The following is a 23,910-nucleotide window of genomic DNA, read 5'->3' on the forward strand; positions in this document are numbered from 1 at the left end:
AACGACTTTTACCCTTCTACTCTTCGTTTTCTTGCTCGTCAGACTCATTTTCTTCAGTCTTAATAACTGCTTTACTGATTAAATCCATCATGTAATTACCACGAGCAGTCACTTCGTCATAATGAAAACGCAAGCGTGGTGTGGTACGTGTTTTGAGACTATGGCTCAATTCAGTACGCAAAAAGCCCGCCGCTTTATTAAGTACTTTGATACTCTCTTCATGATTGGTCTTATTCATGGAATCATTAAGCTCAGGCTCCATGATGGTGACATAGACATCAGCATATCCTAAGTCAGGACTAACTTTGACACTAGAAATAGTGACAAAACCAGTTAAACGAGGGTCATTGACTGCATCACGGATGAGAACAGCAAGCTCACGCTGAATTTGGTCGGCTAAGCGTTGTAGACGTTGGTTCATATTTTTACCTTACTTTAATATGGCTTATTTTCACTGATTGATATATTGGCTCATTAACAAATTTTAGGACTAATAGTTGGTAAAAAAGGCCTAGCAGGATGTACCTGTTAGGCCTAAGTACAGCTAGATATTAAGAAGATACTAACCTGCTCAGCTGATTAAGCATATTGCATGATTAGATATCCTGCTATCGAACTGTAACGTTAGATAGTACGTGCAAACTCTTGGATTTCAAAGACTTCGATCTTATCGCCAGCTTCGACATCATAGCCACGAACAGCCATACCACATTCCATACCAGTACGTACTTCATTAACGTCTTCTTTATAGCGACGCAATGATTGCAATTGACCGGTAAAGATAACTTGGTCATCACGCAATACGCGGATCGGTTTGTTGCGATAAATTGTACCTTCAACCACCATACAACCAGCAGCAGCACCGAACTTACTAGAACGGAATACTTCACGAACGTCTGCAACACCAAGGATTTTCTCACGATGTTCTGGCGCAAGCATACCACTCATAGCTGCTTTGACATCATCAATCAAACCATAGATAACGCTGTAATAACGGATATCCATGTTGGCGGCATCCGCTTTGCGACGTGCGGTCGCATCAGCACGAACGTTGAAACCTAACAATACCGCTTCGCTAGATTCTGCAAGTGTCACATCAGATTCAGAGATAGGACCGACGCCTGAGCTGATTACTCTGACTTTAACTTCATCAGTTGATAGCTCATTCAATGCAGAAAGCAGTGCTTCAAGCGAACCACGAACATCGGTTTTCAATACGATATTCAAGAATGACACATCGCCTTGTTCCATCTGATCAAACATGCTTTCTAAACGCATGGCATTCTGACGTTCAAGTTGACGCTCACGCTCACGGTTGCTTCTAAACTCTGCCACTTCGCGAGCTTTTTTCTCGTCGGTTAAGACTAAGAACTCGCTGCCAGCTGCTGGTGTTTCAGGTAGGCCTAAAATTTCTACAGGGATAGAAGGACCTGCTGATTGAATACGCTTACCATGTTCATCAGTCATCGCACGAACTTTACCGTAATGCTCGCCGGCCAAGACCAAGTCGCCTTGCTTCAATGTACCTTTTTTAACTAAGACGCTAACAACTGGACCGCGCCCTTTTTCAAGTCTTGATTCAATGACCACACCTTGAGCAGCGCCATCTAACGGTGCTTCTAGCTCCATTAGTTCAGCTTGTAGGCTAATAAGTTCTAACAGCTCATCAATACCATCACCGGTTTTGGCTGAGATGCGAGCCATTGGCGTATCGCCGCCCCACTCTTCTGAAACAACTTCTTTAGCAGTCAATTCATTAAGAACGCGATCTGGATCAGCGCTTGGCTTATCCATTTTATTAATTGCAACGATAATTGGCGTACCAGCAGCACGAGCATGATCAATAGCTTCTGCTGTTTGCGGCATCATACCATCATCAGCGGCAACAACTAACACAACAATATCAGTCGCCTGTGCACCGCGTGAACGCATAGCACTAAAGGCCGCGTGACCTGGAGTATCAAGGAAGGTAATCACACCACGATTGGTTTTAACGTGATAAGCACCGATATGCTGAGTAATACCACCTGCTTCACCAGTTGCCACTTTTGTTTCACGAATTTTATCAAGTAATGATGTCTTACCGTGATCGACGTGACCCATGATCGTGACTACTGGCGGACGAGTTTGAACGTTACTGCTACGCTCATCAACGGCGTCTTGTAGATCGTCTTCAACCTTAGTATCACTAACCAGTACTGGATTGTGACCCATCTCTTCAACGAGCAAACTTGCTGTCGCTTGATCAATCGTATCTGACTCACGAGCCATCTCACCCATTTTCATAAGCAATTTGGTGACTTCGCGCGCTTTAACTGCCATACGTTGAGCAAGATCTGCGACGGTAATTTGTTCACTAATCTCAACATCGTAAACAATTTTTTCAACAGGTTTTTCGAACTTATGCTGTGATGCTTGCGTTGAACGCAAACCGTTTTTACGGTTTTTGATTTCACGCTCATCTTGATTCTTACGACGACCACGGCCACGAGCACTAGTACTACTGGTACCACGCTTGATTTCACGACGTTCTTTTTCAAATGATTCTTCTAAGGCATCACCAACCAAACCTTCAGCGAGTGGCTCATCTTTACGAACTTCAGAAGCAGGCTGATCTGTATATTTTCCAGCCATTTTACGCATTTGTTCAAGCGTACGTTTCTGTGCTTCTTCAGCTTGAGCACGGCGTGTTTCTGTTTCGATTTCACGTAAACGAGCTTCTTCTTTCTCACGCATTTCGCGCGCTTTACGCTCAACCGCCGTTTCAACTTTCGGTTTCGTCGCTGCAACTTTTCTCTTCGGTTGGTCTTTAGGTTTGACTTCGACAGTGGTTTTGCCACCTTTTTTCACAACCACTGAGGTTGAGATATCGTCGTTTTTATCATCTGACTTTTTGCTAGAGCCTAAGCTTGCACGCATTGCAGCCAAGGTTGCAGCTTGACGTTCTTCAGATTTTTTCTTGGTAGCAGCACGCTCTTCAGCATCTTTAGCAGCACGTTCTTGCGACTCAATCATCGCTTGCTCACGCGCAGCCAACTCTTCAGCCATTTTTTCTGGATCAGGCTTTTCAAATACTTTCTTTTTACGCACTTCCACATTGACGCTCTTAGATTTACCTGAAGAGCCGGTCACGCGCGCAGTGCTAGTTGTCTTAGATTTAAGACTAATACGACGCTTTTCTTGCTGACCATGACTTTGCTTTAAATACGTCACCAACTTCTCTTGCTCAAGCTCAGTGACTAGGTCACCCTCTGCACGAGCAGGCAGTCCAGCATCTACCAATTGCTGTTGTACAGCACTTGCGGTTTTGCCTACCATATCTGCCAGTTCTTTGACGGTCTTATCTGCCATTTATTATCACCTACTGTCTATTATTTGCTATATGTTCAATTCAGTTGTTGGCTACAAATGATTGGGGTAAGGCTGGTATTGGTACTACTTTGACACCAGCACTTTATTATCGATAGCATATCACTAAAAGACAGCGATATGCAGTTACCGCTTATTCATTGAACCAAGATTCCCGAGCTTTCATGATGAGTTTTCCTGCGGTTTCAGAGTCTAAACCTTCGATATCTTCGAGATCGAAGACTGCTTGTTCTGCCAAATCATCAACGGTAATAATGTCTTTTTGTGCCATTTTATAGGCCCAATTGACTGTCATACCTTCAAGCTCTTGTAGCTCTTGACTTGGCTCTTTCATGTTCTGTTGTTTGACCAGCTCATCAGCGATGACCACTTCTTTTGCACGCTCTTGAATCATCTCAATTGCTTCATCGTCTAGACCTTCGATATCATAAAAGGTTTCAACTGGTACGTAAGCCACTTCTTCAATACTGGTAAAACCAATATCGACAAGTGCTTGTGCTAAGTCTTTATCCACTTCTAAACGTTCATAGAATAATTCGATAAAGGCTTTCGATTCGTTTTGTTGACGCTGCTGATATTCTTCTTCTAGCATCATATTAAGCTTATAACCCGTTAGCTCAGACGCTAGACGTACGTTTTGACCTTGTGAACCGATCGCACGCGCCAACTGATCATTGGTGCTAAAGATAATATCAGCTGTCTGCGTATCTTCATCCAAGATGATGCTACTGACGTCAGCTGGCTCTAAAGCACTGATAATGAACTGTGCTGGATCATCTGACCACACCACCACATCAATGCGTTCGCCATCAAGCTCCTGCTGTACGGCTTGGATACGTGTACCACGCATACCAATACAAGCGCCAACTGGATCGATACGATGATCGTTGGTTTTCACAGCTATTTTAGCACGAGTACCCGGCAAGCGCGCGACGTTGCGGATTTCAATAATTTGTTCGGCAATCTCAGGCACTTCTTTTTGCATCAATGCTGAAAGCATTTCAGGATGAGTACGAGACAGTAGCAACTGAGCGCCGCGGTTTTCACGGTTGACATGATACAAAATGGCATTGATACGTGATTTTGCACGTAATTGCTCACGCGGCAGCATCTGATCACGTGACAAATAGCCTTCGGCATTGTCACCTAGATCAATGATATAGCCATCACGAGTCTGCTTCTTGACTTCACCATACATCATCTCGCCAACACGCGGCTCAAAAGCATCTGCTACTAAATTACGCTCAGCTTCACGAATCTTTTGGATGATGACTTGTTTGGCTTGCGTCGCAGCAATACGACCAAACTCAATCGATTCAATCTGTTCTTCTTTGACATCACCGATTGACCATTCTTCTGGATCAAGATCGCTGATGGCTAGCTGACAAGCAGGCATTTCATGGTCTTCATCTGCAACCACTGTCCAGTAACGATAAGTATCATAATCGCCCGTTGTACGGTCGATAGCAACCCGTACTGCCACTTCTGGCTGTTCGGTGTATACTTTTTTCTTAGTCGATACCACCAAAGCGTCTTCTATCGCTTCAAAGATATCTTCAGGATTTAAGCCCTTTTCATTACTGACAGTTTCTACTACCGTTAAGATTTCACGACTCATGCTATACCTGTCCTATCATTTTTAATTGACTTAAATTTTATAATTTATGTATTACTATTATATTTTCACCGTAAGCTATATAAGCTGTTTGGATATTAAAATGCTGATGGATGATTTGTTACTTCAATTTTTCAAATCAAACCAAGCTGTACAAAAGCTTAGGCATCTTCATAAATCAAATTGGCTTTATCAATATTACTCAGCGCAATCTCAAACTGCTGACCATCGCTTGATGTCAGATTTAAGACATTTGCATCGATGCTATCTAAAGTACCTGTCGCTTTGCGGCGTTTTTGATCACCTTCACCAATCGCTTGTATTAGACGCAAGCTGACGGTTTGACCAACATAGGCATGCATCTGCTCATCGGAAAAGAATGCACGGTCGAAACCTGGTGAAGAAACTTCTAAGATAAACTCACCAGCAATCGGATCATGAACCTCAAGAATACCGCTCACTTGATGGTTCACTGCTGCACAGTTTTCAATGGTTACTTGTTTATTTTGGGCCTGCTCTTCTGGCAATGCCTCAATATAAATGCGTAATAAAGAGCGATTGCCTTGCGGTGCAAACTCGATACCCCATAATGCCACATCGCAAGCCGCGACGGCAGGAGCAATAATATTGGTCAGTTCTGTAACTTTGGTTGAAAGCTTCATAATCTATTTATCTTTTCCTATTCACGTATCTATCGTACTTAGTAAACCGCGTAATTGTCGCTCACTCATGAAATTTATTTAGTAGTAAGAGACACAGTCATTATATTATCTTAAATCACAAACATATTATTTTATATGATATGCGCTTATATAGGGATGAGCATAAAAAACATCAAGCTCAGCCAGACAATGCTTTTATTATTCACAAAGCAGTACTATCAATAAAGGAGTGAGTAATAAAGGATAGTGTGCTTAAGAAGCAGCGCGCCGATAGCGGCAGGTGACAACCAATAACGAATAATATCGCACTCTATAGAACTAGAGCTTAGCATAAGTAGGATAGATACCGCGATACCACTGACCGTCAGATACAAAAAAACCCACAAACATAATGGTGGGCTAATCGTTACTGACAAATTTAGTGTACAAAACATCAGTATAAAAAGTGGTAGCGGGGGCTGGATTTGAACCAACGACCTTCGGGTTATGAGCCCGACGAGCTACCAGACTGCTCCACCCCGCATCAATCTATGGTGCGTATTATAGGAGGGTTTTATATAAGTGTCAATCTTTATTTTAAATAAATTAAACTAAATTTTTTACCTATATTATTAACGCCGTACTTAATACGTTACAACTTTAAAAACTTGGTGCGATTGGGGGGACTTGAACCCCCACAGCTTGCGCCACCACCCCCTCAAGATGGCGTGTCTACCATTCCACCACAATCGCATTTTTCACTGCTCTACTATTACTATCTAATCTATCATAATAGATGCTTAAGGTAGGCATCGATAGAATCAGACTGGTAAAACAGAAAAGCATTGTAAATCTAACGCCTCAAAATAGCAAGAGCTGCCTCAATTAAAAGGCAATGACTAAAGACAGCTATTAAAGGCAAGTGTCTTTAAAATACAGTTATTGAGGATTCTGTGTCAATGGACGCGGCGTTTGTGGTGCTGACACAGGTGCATCTAAACGAAACTGATCTTCAGCCTGTTTGCGCGCGTGAACGGCTAGCGTCATACTGGTGATAAAAAATATCACTGTTAAGACTGCTGTCGCACGCGTTAAAAAGTTCGCTGTTCCTGCCGCACCAAAGACCGTACCTGACGAGCCAGCGCCAAAAGAAGCTCCAGCGTCTGCCCCTTTACCATGCTGTATCAAAATCAAGCCGATCATGGCAATCGCCACGATAATATGCAGGGCTAATATAAACGTAAACATGGTGGCCTCTTTTGCCGCGTAATGACGACTGATAACGGAAAATAAATCTTACGGTTAATAGGAATAGCAATTGACGGGTAATGCTGCCAAATCGATTATATAAATAAGGCGCATTGTACACGATTGCAAGGGCACTGTTAAACCTACTTTTGCCAACTGATTAAGACATTTTATAATCGAGACCGCCATGAAATGCACGTTTTATCTTTGTTGACTAGTCTTTAGCTCGACTAAAGGCATTGGCAATTGCCAAAAAACTCTCTACCTTTAATGATGCGCCGCCAACCAATGCCCCATCAATCATAGGATCTGCGGCAAAGCTATCAGCATTGTCCGCATTGACACTACCACCATATAGCACACTCATTATCTTTAGTGATTCTGCAAAGCCTGTGATGGTTTGCTTAATATGCTGATGCGTTTGACTGACTTCGCTCACGGTTGGGACTTTGCCAGTACCAATCGCCCACACTGGCTCATAAGCAATGATCAGTCGATTAGATAGTGATGACATGAGATCTGGTTGGATAGTAATCACTTCTTTTATTACTGATAACTGAGTGTCAATTACGTCAAGGGTTTGCTTATCATCATATTGAGCCTGAGTTTCGCCAATACAAAATACCACGCCCAAACCTTGGGTGAGTGCGTGAGTCACTTTCTGCAATAACGTATCGTGAGACTCGCTATGATACTGGCGACGCTCAGAATGACCCAGTATCGTCCAAGTTGCCCCAGCGTCTGCTATTTGCTGTGCTGAGCAATCACCCGTATAAGCGCCAACACTGGCACTATGCGCACTGACGTCTTGCGCTGCACTCAATATCGAACTACCAGCTAAACGCGCACTGACAGCTGCCAGATGAATACAGCTTGGTGCCACCATCAACTGACAGCGACTACTTGACCGTTCTGTGTCGGCTTGCTCTTTAGCATCAATTGTAGTCAACAAATTATTCAACAATAAATCGACGTCGTGACTCGTTGCTGGATTCTGTTTCCAATTACCAATTACCCAAGCTTGCATACTCATCTACCTTGTTTCATCTATTCTTGCCAATTTGGCTAATATGCGCGCCAGTATAACAAATAATTCTCAAGTGCTATAGTATGCTGCCGCCAGCAGAAAAACAGACAGTCAGTGCGAATATTTACTAGGGCGTATCCTCACTACTCTAAAAAATGATGATAAAAATGAGATAAATTACTGTCAAACAATGAAAGTAGCGCAAATATTATCGAGATATTGATAGGCTACTCGACGATGTTTGGCAAAATCCAACCATTTTCAACTTATTTAGAGGATAGTCTATTAAATTGAGGATATGCTCTAGACATTGTCTCGAGCTATGATTTTTTGGGTCAAGCACTCAATCGTCCATATAAAATCTTTAAACTAAAGTAATGTTTTATAGTATTGTGTCTATATATAACAGAACATTATCAAGAATCTAACAACTAAGCTACTGATAACCTACACTATTAAAACGGTTTCTCTGCTAAATCTCTTATAAGAGCATCTCTGCATTGACTGTTATTAATGATAGCTCAAAGGCTAACAATGACTTATAGCAGGTATTTGTTAAAAATTACAATAGTAAGTGGCTTTCAGAAGTGTATGGATTTCAGACAAATATATAGCATATTGGGTATTAAGGAGAAGTCGTAATGTCTATCACCACGAGCAAGTATGGTGGTTTAGCGCACCAGCTAATCAGCGAAGGTATCGTCAGCGAAGCGAATATGAAAATCGCGCAGACAGAATCGCAACAGCAACAAGTAGGACTAGTGCCCTACCTAGTCGACAATAAATTGGCAGATGCTTATCATCTTGCGCAGATGTTGTCACAAGCGTTTGGCGATCCTCTTTTCGATCTTGATGCTTTACATGTTGATGTCATTCCAAAAGACTTAGTAGATGAAAAAATTATTCGTAAATTTAATGCGTTGCCATTATTCAAACGAGGACAGCGTTTATTCGTCGCATTAAGTGATCCAACTCGTGTGGATGCAATTGACGCTATTGCTTTTAATTCACGGCTGTCTATTGAAACTATTGTCGTCGAAGAAGACAAGTTAAAAAAGCGTATTGAGAGTCTTTACGCTGATACCATGCAAAATTTTGATAGCTTCTCTGATAGCGATTTAAATGTTGGCTTTGATGAAGGTGAAGAAGAGGAAGGCGAGACCAAGCTTAGTGATGGTGTCGAGGAAGCACCCGTTGTAAAATTTGTCAATAAAATGCTGGTTGATGCCATTCGTATGGGTGCCTCTGACTTGCACTTTGAGCCCTATGAAAAAACCTATCGCGTTCGCTTTCGTGTCGATGGGGTGATGCAAAAAATGGCCAATCCACCTGTACAACTGGCTGGGAAAATTGCGGCCCGTTTAAAAGTCATGTCGCAGATGGATATTTCAGAGCGCCGTGTGCCACAAGATGGACGTATCAAGCTCAAGATATCTAAAGATAAAGCCATCGACTTTCGAGTAAGCTGTCTGCCTACCCTATTTGGCGAAAAACTTGTACTTCGTATTTTGGATCCTTCTTCAGCGATGTTGGGTATTGAAGCGCTCGGCTATGAACCTGATCAGAAAGATATGTTTTTAGAGGCACTGCATAAACCACAAGGTATGTTGCTTATCACGGGACCAACTGGTTCTGGTAAGACCGTGTCGCTTTATACTGGTATTAATATTTTAAATACTGGCGCGACCAACATATCCACTGCTGAAGATCCGGTGGAGATTAACCTGGAGGGGATCAATCAAGTCAACGTCAATCCAAAAGTGGGTCTAACTTTCGCAAATGCCCTCAAATCTTTTTTACGCCAAGATCCTGATATCGTCATGGTTGGTGAGATTCGTGACCTTGAGACTGCTGAAATTGCAATTAAAGCAGCGCAAACAGGGCACATGGTGCTCTCAACCCTACATACCAACTCAGCACCTGAAACACTGACGCGGCTGCGGAACATGGGTGTGGCCTCCTTTAATATCGCGACTTCAGTGAACTTGGTTATCGCCCAGCGCTTAGCACGACGTTTGTGTAAAAACTGCAAAAAACCTATTAACATCCCTAAGCAAAGTCTGCTTGAGCTCGGCTTTACAGACGCTGATTTGGACAATCCAGACAATATCATTCACGAGCCAGTAGGCTGTAATGAATGCCGTGAAGGTTATAAAGGACGAGTCGGTATCTACGAAGTCATGAAAGTCAGCCCTGATATCTCACGTATCATTATGGAAGATGGTAACGCGATAGATATCAAAGACGCTGCACTCAAAAATGGCTTCCGAGACCTGCGTCGCTCTGGCATTTTAAAAGTCTTACAAGGCGTAACCAGTATTCAAGAAATGATGCGCGTTACTTCCGAGTAAGTATGTTTGCTTTTTTACAGGTCAAATACGCACAGAAAAAAGCACTGCTGATTGCTGAAAGGGAACGTTCAAAGCGACTAACCAACTACTTTTTAATCTTTAGCTATCTAAAAAGCAGTCTTTGTCAGTGCGATGGTGAAAAGTATAGTCGAAAGTTCAGAATCACTCTTATATGAATAATGCCATTATTTATATGAGGACTTATATGATGGGCGTTAATCGTACAGACTTTTATAAATTAGCAATAATCCCTACCAGATATACTTAAATATAAAACAGAGTTATACTGGTTTTTTACGTTAAAATAAAGTATGCCTTTTTTATGTAATGAGTCAGGCATCGTTGTACATCTTTGCAATATCTATATTAGACAATATTTTGAGGGTAGTAACATGGCAAAAGCGAAGACCGACATGCTGTTAGACTTTGTCTATGATGGGGTGAATCGACGCGGACAAAAAGTAAAAGGGGAGACTACCAGCCGTAGTTTAGAGTTGGCAAAAGCGACTTTACGCAAACAAGGTATCAGTGTCAAAGGTATTAAGAAAAAACCGAAGCCGCTTTATACTTTCAAGAAATCCATCAAACCTATTGATATTGCTATTTTTTCTCGGCAAATGGCGACCATGATGAAAGCGGGCGTGCCATTGACCCAATCCTTTGAGATTGTTGCTGACTCACTTGATAATCCCAGTATGAAAGATCTGGTATTACAAATAAAATCGGACATTGAAGCGGGTGGGACTTTTGCTTCAGCATTACGCAAGCACCCACGTTATTTTGACGATCTGTTTTGTTCACTCATCGATTCTGGTGAGCAGTCAGGTGCACTGGAAACCATGCTTGAACGCGTTGCTACCTATAAAGAAAAAAGTGAATTACTTAAAGCCAAAATTAAGAAAGCAATGAAGTACCCTATCGCCGTTATCGTCGTTGCTATTATTGTGACTATCATCCTGCTAATTAAAGTAGTTCCTGTATTTTCTGGTTTATTTGAATCTTTTGGTGCAGAGCTGCCTGCTTTTACCCAAATGGTTGTCAATATGTCTGAGTGGATGCAAGCGTGGTGGTTTATTTTAATTATCATTATCGGCGGTACTATCATTGGCTTTTCAGAGACGAAAAAACGTTCTAAGAAATTCCGTGACTTCTTAGACCGTGCGGTTTTAAAAGCACCAATATTTGGCAATATTGCCTATCAAGCTATTATTGCTCGTTTTGCTCGTACACTATCGACGACCTTTGCTGCGGGCGTGCCACTTATTGATGCCCTCGACTCTACAGCTGGTGCCACTAATAATGTTGTATTTTATAATGCCACTCAGCAAATCAAAAATGATGTTTCTACTGGTCAACAATTACAGTTTTCAATACGCTCGACCAACCTTTTCCCAAGCTTAGCCATTCAAATGGTTGGCATTGGTGAAGAATCCGGTAGTTTGGAAGAGATGTTAGACAAAGTTGCCGTCTACTATGAAAATGAAGTAGATAACGCTGTTGATGGATTGACCAGCTTGATGGAACCTTTGATTATGGCAGTCTTAGGCGTATTAATCGGTGGCTTGGTGATTGCCATGTATTTACCGATTTTCCAGATGGGCGCAGTAGTAGGCTAAAAGCTAACTAAAGGACAGCTTGTTCATGCAATTTATAGAGTTATTACAAGATAATATGCCTATCGCTTTAGGCATATTCGGCCTATTAGGTCTTTGCGTTGGCAGTTTTTTAAATGTGGTGATTCATCGTATTCCGCTGATGATGGTTTATAGTTGGCGACAAGAGTGCAGCCAGTTTATGTCAGAACAAGCAGACATGCCTCGCGAACACACTCTGCCCCTAACAAATATCGTAGCAGCTGACCAGCCGATTACTTTGAGTCGACCAGCCTCACGCTGCCCTCATTGCGCCCACAAAATAAAGTGGTACGAAAACATACCGCTAATTAGCTGGTTAATACTACGTGGCCGTTGCTCAGAATGTAAAGCATCGATTGGACTGCGTTATCCACTGGTTGAGCTAGCAACAGCCCTACTATCAATATTAGTGATTTATCAGTTTGGCGTAACTGCAGCTGGCTTGTCAGCCCTGATCTTGGTATGGACGCTGGTCGCCTTAACCGGTATTGATTTTGATACCCAATTACTGCCTGATCGCTTGACCTTTCCATTAGCGGGTTTAGGATTAGCAGTGAATTCACAAGGCTGGTTTGTCTCACCTACCCAGTCAATTTGGGGCTTATTGCTAGGGTTTTTGTCATTGTGGATAGTGGTTAAAGTATTTTATCTAGTCACTAAAAAGCATGGTATGGGGCAGGGAGATTTCAAATTATTGGCAGTATTAGGTGCTTGGCTTGGGCCCATGATGTTGCCGTTGATTATTTTATTGTCTTCTCTATTAGGCTCAATTGTTGGGATTATTTTGATGAAGAAACAGGGTGAAAGCAAGCCGTTTGCCTTTGGTCCTTATATCGCTATCGCTGGTATTGTTGCTTTATTATATGGCTCAGATATCGTCAACTGGTATCTCGGCATGTATACTTACTAAATTGTCCTAGAAAGTATTTCGGTCGCTCCTTTCCAAGCAAACACCAAATCTTAAAATAGACACCAAAATACTTCCTTAGCTTATAACCATCACTGTCATTATATCGAGCAGATAAGTCATTATTATGTCAAAACAAGCATCTTATTCTCATAAGCCCCAGACCCCGCAAAAGAAAAGCAAAACCTTAGTAGTTGGCTTAACGGGTGGTATCGGTAGTGGTAAATCTGCTGCGAGTGCTTGGTTCGCTGAGCAAGGCATTGATATTATCGATGCGGATGTGATTGCCCATGAAATCGTCGCTAAAGGTAGCACCACTCTGCACAAAATCCAGAAAAAATTTGGTGATTGGGTGTTGAATAGTGACGGATCAATGGATCGAGTGGCAGTAAGAACGCACGTCTTTTCACATCCTGAGGCATTGATTGAGTTAGAAGCAATCACCCACCCAGCGATACGCGAAGCAGCAAAAGCACAGTTGGCTACCAGTACTTCGCCTTACGTGATATTGTCAGCGCCTCTACTTATTGAAGCAGCAGAAGCAGGGCTTGCCAATTTATGCCAACGTATCTTAGTCATGGATGCCACCGAGGATACGCAGATTGCGCGTGCCAGTCAGCGTGACGAACAGAGCATACAAAAAATAAAAGCCATCATGGTGAATCAGCTGAGCCGCGAAGAGCGTAATCGTCATGCAGATGATGTGGTGCTCAACGAAAGTGATCTTGCGGCTCTGTATGTGCAATTAGCGCCATTACACCAAGAATATCTTAAGCTTGCCCAGCAGCTAAAGTACGCTGTCGATTGACTTCATACAGCGCCATACCAGTGGCAACACTCACATTTAGACTTTGAAGGTTGCCATGCTCATTTCCTGACATCGGAATATACACCAGCTCATCACAGCTCTCCATAGTCAGGCGACGCATCCCCTCACCTTCTGAACCCATGATAATGGCTGTTTTACCAGTCAGATCAGCGGCATGAATCGGTTTGGCATCTGCATTAAGAGCCGTACCAAACACAAATACCCCAGCATTTTTGATTTGCGTGAGCGTACGTGCCAGATTGGTAACACTAATAATCGGCATCATCTCTGCTGCACCGACTGATACTTTAGCCACTGTTGGTGTCAGACTTGCCGCATGATGTTTCGGACAAACCACGGCATCCACACCCATCGCCACTGCGGTACGCAAGCAAGCACCAAAGTTATGTGCATCCGTAATTTGATCTAAGACCAATAATAAGCATTGGTCACGCCCAGCAAGGGTAGCAAGCAAGCCTTCATCAGCAAATCCTAAAGGACGCGCATTCAGCACCACACCTTGGTGCTGCGGGCTGCCACACAATTGCGTGAGTTTGTCTTTTTGCGTGGGTTGGATACTGATACCATTGTCACGTGCTTGCGCCATAATCGCTTGTACATGGCTATCAGTCTCACGACCTTGCTGCACAAACAAGCTTAGCCCATCTAAAGGACGATATTCGAGTAAGGCATCAATCGCATGAATGCCATAAAAATAGGTAGGTTTTGCCATAATAGGCCTATTGATTATAAAGTGGGTATCGCGCTATATGATAAAAACTAGGCGATAAAAAGAGATGACAGTAATTGTATCAATAAATGGATATCTGCATATAAATAATATCAGCAGAAAAAGAAAAACCTTACCAATCCGATAAGGTTTTTCTTTTTTTGAGTAAAAGGCTTTTTGCTGTCATCAATCACTTAATAACAGCTTTAGCAAACTTACCCTTCTAAGTGGCAGATATATTGAACAATTTCTTCTGTCCGCAGATTAAAACCACTATTGCCTTCAACCACGAATGATTGACCAGCGCGGTAATAGCTGAATTCTTCGTCACCATTAATTTTGACCTCACACTCACCGCCCGTGATCTCGATACGCTCGGAGGTATTGGTGCTAAAATGATAATGCTCAACCAAATTATCACAAGGCAAGATAACGCCCAATGTTTTATGTCGACCATCTTCGAACATAATAGTGTGGCTTGAACAACGACCATCATAAGATACCGTCGCTTGAGCATTGACTGTTACATTAGTAAATTGCGCCGCTGTCATAGTGGCTTCCTTATCAAATAATTATGGTAAAACTAAAAAATAAGTAATTGGTTAGAGTACCGCCAGAGTTGCGTCGTTAACCGACACCTCTGTACTACGTACTGTATCCTTCTATACTAGATGTCTGTGCGCTAAAGCTAGCCACAGGTTCTATGAAAATACTTTAGAATAATGACCGAGTGGCATACTCTTCCAACTATACGCCTATCATTTTACAAAATTATGACTCGTTATCATGTATTACACTGCACTAATCTAATCAGAAGAGTTTATCATTATGTGAGATTATGCTACCACATTATATCTATAAAGTTTGTTAAAGCGACTAGGAAAATGCTGTTTGATGCGAATCTTAAACTTACTTACTCACCTTTTTTTGAGTCAGCACCTGATCACTACAATTGGGCTATTTTTATAAGTTTAATTCGCAACCATGCTTAGTATACAAGCATCATTTTGACAGGCTTAATCATCTTAATGATTGATATTGTGAATATTATGATGATGACTCATAGCCAGTCTTTGACATTTTTATGGTAATCTTCCAACAATAAAATCTATTATACATCGCTTGAAAGTTTGTATTTAAGCGCGTTTAACACCATACTATTTGCCTATAATATTTATCTCATTAACACGGTTAAATGAATAATTTCATTCCCTTATCTACCCTATTTTATATATGGCTTCTTGAGATGTATATGAAGTCTATTGTCTGTCATGAGAGGCATTGATGCTAGTATCATTAACTTTACATCAGTTTGCGTTGATCGCTCAGCATGAGCTGAGTGTGGCTGAAGGCTTCAATGTCATCACGGGTGAGACCGGTGCTGGCAAGTCATTATTATTGGATGCGCTGTCTTTATGTGTTGGTGAGCGCGCAGACAGTGCGATGGTCAGACACGGGGCGGCGCAAGCCGATATTTATGCGCAGTTTGATGTGGAGCATAACAGTGTCATCGCTGAGTGGTTCGCTAAAAATGATCGACCATTAGAAGAACCTGAAGTCCTCATTCGTCGTCAGCTCAGCAATACTGGACGCTCAAAAGCGTGGTTAAATGGCACGCCTGTCAGCTTGGCGGAGCTCAAAAGCTTAGGCGCATTGTTAGTTAATATCCATAGTCAACATGCTCAGCAAGCGCTCCTCAAGCCGCAGTTTGTGGTGCAATGGCTCGATGAGATGGCACAAATTACGTCTCTAGCTTTACAGACTGCCAGTAGCTATCAAGCTTACATGCAGCTCAAACGCCGTGCTGACGACATTGCGAGCCGTGAGGCTCAGCGCCAAGACCGTATTCAACTATTGCAAAGCCAACTTGCTGATATTGCGCCGTTATTGGCGGTTGATTATGCAGAAGTCGAAGCAGAGCACGAAGAGCTGTCTAATATCGAAGCCCTCATGATAGAGGCCAGTCATGGCTTACATCTGCTCGACAATGACACGGATGAGCCAGATGTGATGACTTTGCTTGGGCAAGCGATTAAGCTTTGTGATAATCAAATGAATGTCAGTCAAACCTTTGAGCAAGCCTCCGAGCAGCTGCATTTAGCACAGCAACAAATTACTGAGGTAACAGGTTTACTGTCAGATTATGCTGAGCAACAGTTGCCTAATCCTGAGCGTTTGCAGACATTAGACAGTCTTATCAGCTTAGGACATCGCTTATCACGTAAACATAGCTTGCCAACGAGCGACTTAATCGATGAAGCAAAGGGTTGGGAAGCGCAATTAGAGCAGCTAGAAAACGAGCCAAGCAGTGATGCGATGGCGGCACAAATTGAACAAGCTTGGCAAGACTATCTTGCATTCGCCACTCAGTTAAATAAAGAGCGCTCGAAAGCCGCGCCGATCGTCAGCAAACAATTAATGCAGCAACTACAACCGCTCGCGCTACCCAATGCCCGCTGCGAGTTTGTCTTTACCAAAAAAGCCGATGCCAGCCAATATAGTGCGCAAGGTTGCTATGATATTGATTTATTATTTAGCGCCAACGTCGGTATGCCTATGCAGCCATTACATAAGATTGCTTCAGGCGGTGAGCTGTCACGAATGGCACTGGTGATGCAAGTACTGCAAGCGACCAATGCCGATAATAATGCCGCCAAACCCATGTTAGTATTCGATGAAGTCGATGTCGGTATCAGTGGCGGTACGGCGCAAGTGGTCGGTGAGCTACTGCGCGCACTTGGGCAGACGCAGCAGCTACTAGCCATTACTCACCAAGCACAAGTCGCAGCGCAAGCGCATCAGCATATATTGGTACAAAAACACCATGACGAGCAGACCGAAAGCGAGCTATTAATACTGACCGATAGCGAACAAGTCGACGAGCTGGCACGCATGTCTGGCGGTGTGATCATCACTGACGTCACTCGCGACCATGCGCGTAGCTTATTGACCGATGTGAAATAAAAGCTTGGTCATTCATCAACCAGTTGTGCAGCGCTGTGTCTCATCACTGCTAAATATTTGCTTTGGTTGATTTTCACCTCAGTATCGCCATATAGTGGTGTGTCATTTCTGTTATTTTACCTTCAATATTAGGGTGCGTTTGTCTCTATGTCTAAAGCCAATTTGACCCATCATTTTTTAATCGCGGCACCCGAGCTGTCAGACCCACGGTTTGAGCAGGCGCTGATCTATATTTGCCGTCATGATAAACATGGCGCACTCGGTCTGATGGTCAATCGTCCATTAGAGCAGGCACGCGTGGGCAAACTGCTAGAAGATTTAGACATTGAAGTGACGGATGCGCAAGTGATGGAAGATGTAGCATTAGAGGGTGGTCCGATGTATCCAGAGGTTGGCTTTGTGCTGCATACGGGTCAACCAGAATGGGCATCGTCTTTTGCAATCTCAGAAAACGTCTGTATTACCACCAGTCAAGATATCCTTAAGCGTATCGCCGCAGGTCAAGGCGTTGGTCACTATCAACTGTGCTTGGGTCATGCCAGCTGGGGTAAAAAACAGCTCGATCAAGAACTTAATAATGGCGATTGGCTGGTCTGTCCTGCTGACCTGAATTTATTGTTTGATACGCCATTCGAAGAACGCTGGCAAATTGCCGCGGATAAGATTGGCGTTAACTTTGATTACCTTAGCAGTGACATTGGTCATGCTTAATGATTGGTTATGATAGTTAAATTATCCATTTAAATAAAACCGCATTTAAATCAAAGTCGCGTTCAAATTAAAGCCGTTAAGCTAAATGAATCACGCCCAATAGAAATAGGAAGTATGCATAATGATGGTAGAGTCTGATACGAGCATTAAAATCGAAACTGCTGACACTACTGTGGCGGAACCCGCTATTAAGCCTCATCTTATTTTGGCGCTCGATTACGGGGTAAAAAAGATGGGTATGGCGTTAGGTAACACCATTACCGAGACTGCGCGTGCCTTTGATATTTTAGCGATGAATAATGGTCAGCCTGATTGGGACAATCTGCTCGGTATTATTAAAGTCTGGGGCGTGTCAAAAGTGGTGGTTGGGTTGCCGCTTAATATGGATGGCAGTAGCTCAATGCTGTCTAAGCGTGCGCATAAATTCGCTCGTCGTCTAGCGCATCGAGTCATGGAACAGCATCTACCAGTGGTCGTGAGCCTTTGTGATGAGCGCCTGACTTCAGTGGCAGCGCGTGAGATTGCATGGGATAATGGTTGGATTAAGCATGAACGCGACCCAATTGACGACATCTCTGCCTGCATTCTGATGTCGACTTATTTCGCTGACCCCAGTAGCAGTATCGCCATCGACGCTATCAAAGCCGATTAAATCAGCGATAAACCTGCTGTTAAAGCACTCTTAATTAAAACACTGCCAATTCTGACATATCGTCACTCTACACGGATAAATACCTGATTATTATGACCACTGTCTCAGACCACTCCCTGCAAAATAAATCGCAACATGGTTTTGCGCCGCTTGCCATCGCCCGTATCAAAGGCGCACAGCGAGCGAATCAAATAGCGATTTATCTCATTTATGCTGCTATTCTCGCCTTTATGGTCTTTGGCACCATTGCCAGTATCAAAGCCTTTCATGACAATCAACTGCTTTATCAACTTTTCTATAACTTGCCTTATGCCTTGGTTGCGCTTACGATTCCTATTACTATTTATGATGCGCTGGTGATTTATCGTTATCGATTAAACCAAGCGTCGATGATTGCCATGAGCATTGGCGTATCGACCATCATATTGGTTGGTGGCTTATTATTCGCTGATACCGCCTGGTTAGGCTTATCTTGTTGGCTAGGTGTGGCGTTTTTATTTAAAGTGAGCTTTAAGCGCTTTTTTAATTTTCTAGAAGCAGAAAAAGACACTGAAACCGCTGAAGAAACGTAAAGCATACTTATAAATGACGCAAAAAACTTTTACCTTATACTATCGATTTAAATGACTATTATGAGCACTTCTACCATAAAAACGACGATCAATCATCATTTAGACACTCAAGGGCTGATTTGCCCTGAGCCAGTCATGATGCTGCATCGAACCATCCGTAACGCTGATGCTGGCGAGGTGATTGAAATACTCGCCACCGACCCAGCTACCACTCGTGACATTCCTAATTTTTGTCGTCATTTGGGACATGAGCTTGTGCAGCAAGAAACGCTTGCTGAAAATGTAAATCTAAACGTCGATCCCGATGAAATAATGGTCGCTGGCGATGAGGATGCACCAATCAGCGCCACGCTTTATCGCTATCTGGTTAAGAAAAAAAGCGCTTAAATGTACTCAAGTGACCGCAGCAAAGCATTGATCACAGCAAGGCATTAATCACAGTAAAACAATGACAGCGCAATAAACAATATAAAGGTATCTTTGCATTTTAAGCGAAGTATCTTTCACAAAAGGTAGGCTATTACGTGTTACAAACAGAAAAGCAGTATGTACAATGGCAAGAAAACGAGACTCTACATAATGCTGTTTGGTTGTCTGAAAGCAATCATATGCCACCTGCGCGCATTGTGTTGGTCGATGATACAACGACCGCAGATGACGCTTACCGCTTAGCTTGCGAAGGCAGCTCACTGCTGTGGCGTGGTGATTTTCATAATGCACGCCAGTTGCTACAAGCGCTTGGTCGTCGCATAGATCGTACCAATGAGCGCTCTGAGCTGCGTAAAGCAAAAAAAGCGGCTAAATCTACAACAGAATCTGGTTCAAGCAACTCTAAAGAAATACCCAATCTATTTCATCAGCAGCGCCAACTGCAAGCGCAGCGTTCGCGCATATTAAGCCGTTTGCTACTAGAGCTTGATGCCAATTATGTCAGCCAACTACGCCGCGCCCCCGATGTCAGTGCAGCTTGTACAGCCGCTTTTGGCCCACTAGATAAGGCAATGGATGAGTCTTGTGTGCTGTCATTTCGTGACTTGCAAGGTGCACTTGGTGCAGCAGGATGGCGCGAAAAAGGCGTCCCAATAGACAGCTTAGGGTTATCAGTTTTCCCGCATTATGGTGTGTTTGCACCAACCCGTCATGAGTATGTGCAGCTATTGCTCGATGCACCGTTACCAGAGAGCCATGATGTCGCCTATGACATCGGTACCGGAACGGGATTGCTGGCTATTATCTTAGCGCAGCGCGGTGTTCCACAAGTGATCGCAACGGATTTAAATCCACGTGCTTTGGCCTGTGCCAACGAGAATTTTACACGATTAGAATTACCTGCCGTACAACTGCAACAAGCCGATTTGTATCCGACTGATGCGCCACTCGCCAATCTGATTGTCTGTAACCCGCCTTGGTTACCTGCTAAGCCAAGCTCGTCTCTTGAGTACGCCGTCTATGATGCCAAGAGTGCGATGCTGCGTGGGGTATTGCAAGGTGCCAAACAGCATTTAGCTGAACACGGTGAGCTTTGGTTGATAATGTCAGACTTGGCAGAGCACCTGCAACTGCGCACTCGTGATGAGTTATTAGGCTTGTTTGCCGATGCTGGATTGGCGGTAAAATATCGTCTGGATACCCAACCTAAACATGGTCGCAGCCAAGATGACACGGATCCTCTACATGTCGTTCGCAGTGCTGAAGTCACTTCATTATGGTGTCTAACGCTTATCTAACATTCACTCACCGAGTACTGAGTTATGAGCCGTGATCGTGCCGTGCAACAGCGCCAACCTAAAGCGCTGGCAGTAGATGACGAACCCAGTTATGTGACTGAGTTTCGTCAAGCCATGCTGGCACGTGGGCTAGCGACACGTACTCGTAACGCGTATGTGCGCGATCTGCGTTCCTGCGAGCTGACCAATCCTATTGCCCTGACACGCTGGCAGCCTGATGACGTGCTGCACTGCTTATCAACCCTGACTCAAGAAGGCAAAACGCCACGCACTCAGGCACGCATGCTCTCAAGCTTGCGCCAGTTCTATCTGTGGATGATTGCGAGCAATCTGCGTGAAGACAATCCTTGTGAGCGCATCAAAAGCCCAAAGCTGGGTCGTCCATTACCCAAAGACTTAGCAGAAGCAGATGTCGATAATCTCCTTGCTGCGCCTGATACCAGCACCGCGCTCGGACTGCGTGATAAAGCCATGTTAGAGGTGTTATATGCCTGCGGTCTGCGGGTGAGCGAGTTGATTAATCTCTCATTAGAGCAAGTAAATCTAAACGCTGGCTGGCTACAAATCACAGGGAAAGGCAATAAAACGCGACTGGTACCACTAGGTGAATATGCCAACGATGCGCTAGAAGATTATCTAACGCATGCTCGTGGTGATTTGATTGCACATTTGAAATCAGGAAATTGCCAAGCGGTGTTTTTAACGGCGCAAGGTGGCTATATGACGCGACAGAATTTTTGGTACTTGCTTAAGAAATACGCCAAAGTTGCCAGTATCGATAAAGAACTATCACCGCATACCCTACGTCACGCCTTTGCCACGCATCTACTAAATCATGGTGCAGACTTACGTAGCGTGCAGTTGTTGCTAGGGCACAGTGACTTATCAACCACACAGATTTATACCCATGTAGCGACGGCGAGATTGCAGAAATTGCATGCGGAGCATCATCCGAGAGGTTAGCTATGATGACATTTGATATCAATGAAATACTCAAATTGGGTCGTAATGATCAATGTTGGTGTGGTTCAGGCTTGAAATTTAAACGTTGCCATCTAGATCGCGAAAATCAAAAACCTATTTCTACAGGCGAAGTAATTGAATATGAGCAAAATATATCAAAGAGAGAAGCTTGCTATGCACCTCAAGAGTTACAATCAGAATGTACAAAGATAATAAAAGCTCATACTGTCTCCAAATCTAGTGGATTAACTGATATTGCCGATAGTACTAACCACGTTTTAGGTTTAAAACAGAATTTAGCGAATTATAGAAAAAATAAAGGAAAACTAAGGTTTGAAAAAATAGGTATAAGTAAAGCTTCTACTTTCAAGGGCTTCTGTTCAAAGCACGATAAACAGTTATTTTCATGCTTTGAGGATATGCCATTTTTAGGAACACAAGAACAGTGTATAGCACTAACTTATAGAGCAGTAACTAAAGAGATTTATGCTAAAGAGAATGCTTTAGAGGTCGCAGATTTTGTCAAAAACATGGATCGAGGAAGACATCTTGTATTTCAAATAAACATTCAAGAACAGAATTTCTTTTATCAGTTAGGCTTAGAAGCAGCAATTAATGACTTATATATAATTAAAAATGATATAGATTTTGAACTTTTAAGCAAAGGCAGTCGCTCTTATAATTTCTTAGTTATGGAGTCCTCATCACCGATACCAATTACAGTTTCATCAGCAGTTAATCCTACACAAGACTTCAATGGAAAACACATACAAGATTTATCAAATTTAGAGGTAAAGCCTGAATACCTAGTATTCAATGCTTTTTCAAGTAATAGGAAAGGTTTTGTAGTTTTTAGTTGGTTAAAAAAAGCAAAAGTGATAGATAATTTCATTAACTCTTTACTAGAGATAGATAAGAAAGATATGTTCAGCTACTTAGTTAACTTCTTCTTTAGCTCTGCTGAGAATTCTTTTATTTCTCCTGATTGGTGGAGAAACTTAAGTGATATACAGCGTGACAAAATTGAAGAGCTTTTCAGTATAGGCTCAGATTTATTTGAAGATGTACCTAGAAATATTCTTGCTGATAATAGTGTTAAGTTTTCAGGTTGGAATATCGAAGATATTTATAAAGCCTAGCCTACGACTAGACCCAACCACAATTTCCCACAATAGCATGCTGCAAACCTACCCTTTTCTCGTTACAATACGCGTATGATGTGCACGCTGCATAACTGAGCAATGCACCACCTTTTACTTATCCATTATCCGAGAAGCTCATGAGCCATAGACCACCTGCTGACCTACTAAAAAATGCCCAACATTGGCGTGAAGATATTAACTTTCGCCAAGACGTACTGGGTAAGCCATTTGATTTTTCGACCACATGGGGCATTTTTTCACCGCAAAAGCTCGATGACGGTAGCTTGATGCTGCTTGATTATATTGACTTTGAAGCGGATGACGACTCGATCGATTTGGGCTGTGGCTATGGCGTACTCGGTATGACGGCAGCGCGTGAGTGTCCAAACGGTCTGCATACGTTGATTGATAAAGATTTTATGGCAGTCGAATATGCGCGCCGTAACTGTGAGAAAAACGGTCTAAAAAATGTTGATGTGCATTTATCAAATGGCTTCAATCACGTGGCGAAAGACAAAGACTTTAGCTTGGTGATGTCAAACTTGCCAGCCAAAGTAGGTAAAGAGCAGCATTATCTGTATTTCCTTGATGCTTATGCTCGTATGCGTAAAGGTGGGCGTTTTTACGTGGTCACCATCAATGGCTTGCGTCAGTTTATGAAGCGCTCGTTTACCGAAGTGTTTGGCAACAGCGAAAAGATCAAACAAGGCAAAACCTATACGATTACCATGGCGACTAAAGACTAATACCAAACGCCAAAAATACGATTAGCTGTATCAAAATTGCTTAGCCTACAATACGTATAGTCAAAGAAGCCCGCTAAATCGTCATGATCTAGCGGGCTTCTTT

The 23,910-nt window shown here is 42.9% G+C and carries 21 protein-coding genes and 2 tRNA genes; 13 read left to right on the forward strand and 10 right to left on the reverse strand.

Going from position 1 to position 23,910, the window contains the following annotated elements; all coding sequences use genetic code 11:
* Nucleotides 1–16: 16 nt before the first annotated feature.
* The 8 genes from ACP69U_RS04505 to tpiA all read right to left on the reverse strand — a co-directional run bounded on the left by ACP69U_RS04505 (nt 17) and on the right by tpiA (nt 7,900).
* A complete protein-coding gene (locus ACP69U_RS04505; protein WP_045443024.1) occupies nt 17–421 on the reverse strand; it encodes a ribosome-binding factor A in 405 nt (134 codons plus the stop codon).
* A gap of 203 nt (nt 422–624) precedes the next feature.
* Nucleotides 625–3,351, reverse strand: coding sequence for a translation initiation factor IF-2 (infB, locus tag ACP69U_RS04510; protein ID WP_426137936.1), 2,727 nt, complete (start codon nt 3,349–3,351; stop codon nt 625–627).
* Between the two features lie 151 nt (nt 3,352–3,502).
* A complete protein-coding gene (gene nusA / locus ACP69U_RS04515; protein ID WP_055123697.1) occupies nt 3,503–4,987 on the reverse strand; it encodes a transcription termination factor NusA in 1,485 nt (494 codons plus the stop codon).
* A gap of 158 nt (nt 4,988–5,145) precedes the next feature.
* Nucleotides 5,146–5,646 (reverse strand): ribosome maturation factor RimP, encoded by a 501-nt coding sequence (gene rimP, locus ACP69U_RS04520; RefSeq protein WP_045454872.1) that lies wholly within the window; start codon nt 5,644–5,646, stop codon nt 5,146–5,148.
* A gap of 446 nt (nt 5,647–6,092) precedes the next feature.
* Nucleotides 6,093–6,169 (reverse strand) — tRNA-Met (locus tag ACP69U_RS04525).
* 125 nt (nt 6,170–6,294) lie between these two features.
* Nucleotides 6,295–6,378 (reverse strand) — tRNA-Leu (locus ACP69U_RS04530).
* Between the two features lie 186 nt (nt 6,379–6,564).
* On the reverse strand, nt 6,565–6,873 hold the full coding sequence (secG, locus tag ACP69U_RS04535; protein ID WP_025652589.1) for a preprotein translocase subunit SecG: 309 nt from the start codon (nt 6,871–6,873) through the stop codon (nt 6,565–6,567).
* Nucleotides 6,874–7,087: 214 nt separating this feature from the next.
* Nucleotides 7,088–7,900 carry a triose-phosphate isomerase gene (gene tpiA, locus ACP69U_RS04540; RefSeq protein WP_087814885.1) on the reverse strand — a complete coding sequence of 271 codons (813 nt, stop codon included), beginning with the start codon at nt 7,898–7,900 and terminating at the stop codon, nt 7,088–7,090.
* 641 nt (nt 7,901–8,541) lie between these two features.
* On the opposite strand from tpiA, the gene pilB reads away from it, so the two are divergent.
* The 4 genes from pilB to coaE all read left to right on the forward strand — a co-directional run bounded on the left by pilB (nt 8,542) and on the right by coaE (nt 13,600).
* The gene (gene pilB / locus ACP69U_RS04545) at nt 8,542–10,251 is read left to right on the forward strand and encodes a type IV-A pilus assembly ATPase PilB (RefSeq protein ID WP_426137937.1); all 1,710 of its coding nucleotides are present in this window, start codon (nt 8,542–8,544) and stop codon (nt 10,249–10,251) included.
* Nucleotides 10,252–10,643: 392 nt separating this feature from the next.
* Nucleotides 10,644–11,867 carry a type II secretion system F family protein gene (locus tag ACP69U_RS04550; RefSeq protein WP_045443014.1) on the forward strand — a complete coding sequence of 408 codons (1,224 nt, stop codon included), beginning with the start codon at nt 10,644–10,646 and terminating at the stop codon, nt 11,865–11,867.
* Between the two features lie 25 nt (nt 11,868–11,892).
* The gene (locus tag ACP69U_RS04555) at nt 11,893–12,795 is read left to right on the forward strand and encodes a prepilin peptidase (protein ID WP_426137938.1); all 903 of its coding nucleotides are present in this window, start codon (nt 11,893–11,895) and stop codon (nt 12,793–12,795) included.
* A gap of 124 nt (nt 12,796–12,919) precedes the next feature.
* The gene (coaE, locus tag ACP69U_RS04560; protein WP_426137939.1) at nt 12,920–13,600 is read left to right on the forward strand and encodes a dephospho-CoA kinase; all 681 of its coding nucleotides are present in this window, start codon (nt 12,920–12,922) and stop codon (nt 13,598–13,600) included.
* On the opposite strand, the gene rlmB is transcribed toward coaE, so the two are convergent.
* Nucleotides 13,563–14,333, reverse strand: a complete 771-nt coding sequence (rlmB, locus tag ACP69U_RS04565; protein ID WP_055123702.1) for a 23S rRNA (guanosine(2251)-2'-O)-methyltransferase RlmB — start codon at nt 14,331–14,333, stop codon at nt 13,563–13,565. The genes coaE and rlmB overlap by 38 nt on opposite strands.
* Nucleotides 14,334–14,545: 212 nt before the next feature.
* Entirely contained in the window at nt 14,546–14,881 is a 336-nt protein-coding gene (locus tag ACP69U_RS04570; RefSeq protein ID WP_045443006.1) for a pyrimidine/purine nucleoside phosphorylase, read from the reverse strand.
* A 733-nt stretch (nt 14,882–15,614) separates the two neighbouring features.
* Between ACP69U_RS04570 and recN the strand changes: the two genes are divergently transcribed.
* From recN to ACP69U_RS04615, 9 genes are all read left to right on the forward strand, one after another.
* On the forward strand, nt 15,615–17,294 hold the full coding sequence (gene recN, locus ACP69U_RS04575) for a DNA repair protein RecN (protein WP_426137940.1): 1,680 nt from the start codon (nt 15,615–15,617) through the stop codon (nt 17,292–17,294).
* A 147-nt stretch (nt 17,295–17,441) separates the two neighbouring features.
* The gene (locus tag ACP69U_RS04580) at nt 17,442–18,005 is read left to right on the forward strand and encodes a YqgE/AlgH family protein (protein WP_045443003.1); all 564 of its coding nucleotides are present in this window, start codon (nt 17,442–17,444) and stop codon (nt 18,003–18,005) included.
* 124 nt (nt 18,006–18,129) lie between these two features.
* Entirely contained in the window at nt 18,130–18,657 is a 528-nt protein-coding gene (gene ruvX / locus ACP69U_RS04585) for a Holliday junction resolvase RuvX (protein WP_426138021.1), read from the forward strand.
* 92 nt (nt 18,658–18,749) lie between these two features.
* Nucleotides 18,750–19,229 (forward strand): hypothetical protein, encoded by a 480-nt coding sequence (locus tag ACP69U_RS04590; protein ID WP_193216895.1) that lies wholly within the window; start codon nt 18,750–18,752, stop codon nt 19,227–19,229.
* Nucleotides 19,230–19,289: 60 nt separating this feature from the next.
* Nucleotides 19,290–19,616, forward strand: a complete 327-nt coding sequence (gene tusA / locus ACP69U_RS04595; protein WP_426137941.1) for a sulfurtransferase TusA — start codon at nt 19,290–19,292, stop codon at nt 19,614–19,616.
* A gap of 137 nt (nt 19,617–19,753) precedes the next feature.
* The gene (locus ACP69U_RS04600; protein WP_426137942.1) at nt 19,754–20,956 is read left to right on the forward strand and encodes a methyltransferase; all 1,203 of its coding nucleotides are present in this window, start codon (nt 19,754–19,756) and stop codon (nt 20,954–20,956) included.
* Nucleotides 20,957–20,980: 24 nt separating this feature from the next.
* Nucleotides 20,981–21,919 carry a site-specific tyrosine recombinase XerD gene (xerD, locus tag ACP69U_RS04605; protein WP_426137943.1) on the forward strand — a complete coding sequence of 313 codons (939 nt, stop codon included), beginning with the start codon at nt 20,981–20,983 and terminating at the stop codon, nt 21,917–21,919.
* Between the two features lie 2 nt (nt 21,920–21,921).
* The gene (locus ACP69U_RS04610; protein ID WP_226950278.1) at nt 21,922–23,058 is read left to right on the forward strand and encodes a YecA family protein; all 1,137 of its coding nucleotides are present in this window, start codon (nt 21,922–21,924) and stop codon (nt 23,056–23,058) included.
* A 140-nt stretch (nt 23,059–23,198) separates the two neighbouring features.
* Entirely contained in the window at nt 23,199–23,807 is a 609-nt protein-coding gene (locus ACP69U_RS04615) for a class I SAM-dependent methyltransferase (protein ID WP_045454832.1), read from the forward strand.
* The last annotated feature ends 103 nt before the right edge of the window (nt 23,808–23,910 follow it).

Source organism: Psychrobacter sp. TWR1-1-1 (assembly GCF_049895865.1).
Taxonomy (GTDB): Bacteria; Pseudomonadota; Gammaproteobacteria; order Pseudomonadales; family Moraxellaceae; genus Psychrobacter; species Psychrobacter immobilis_A.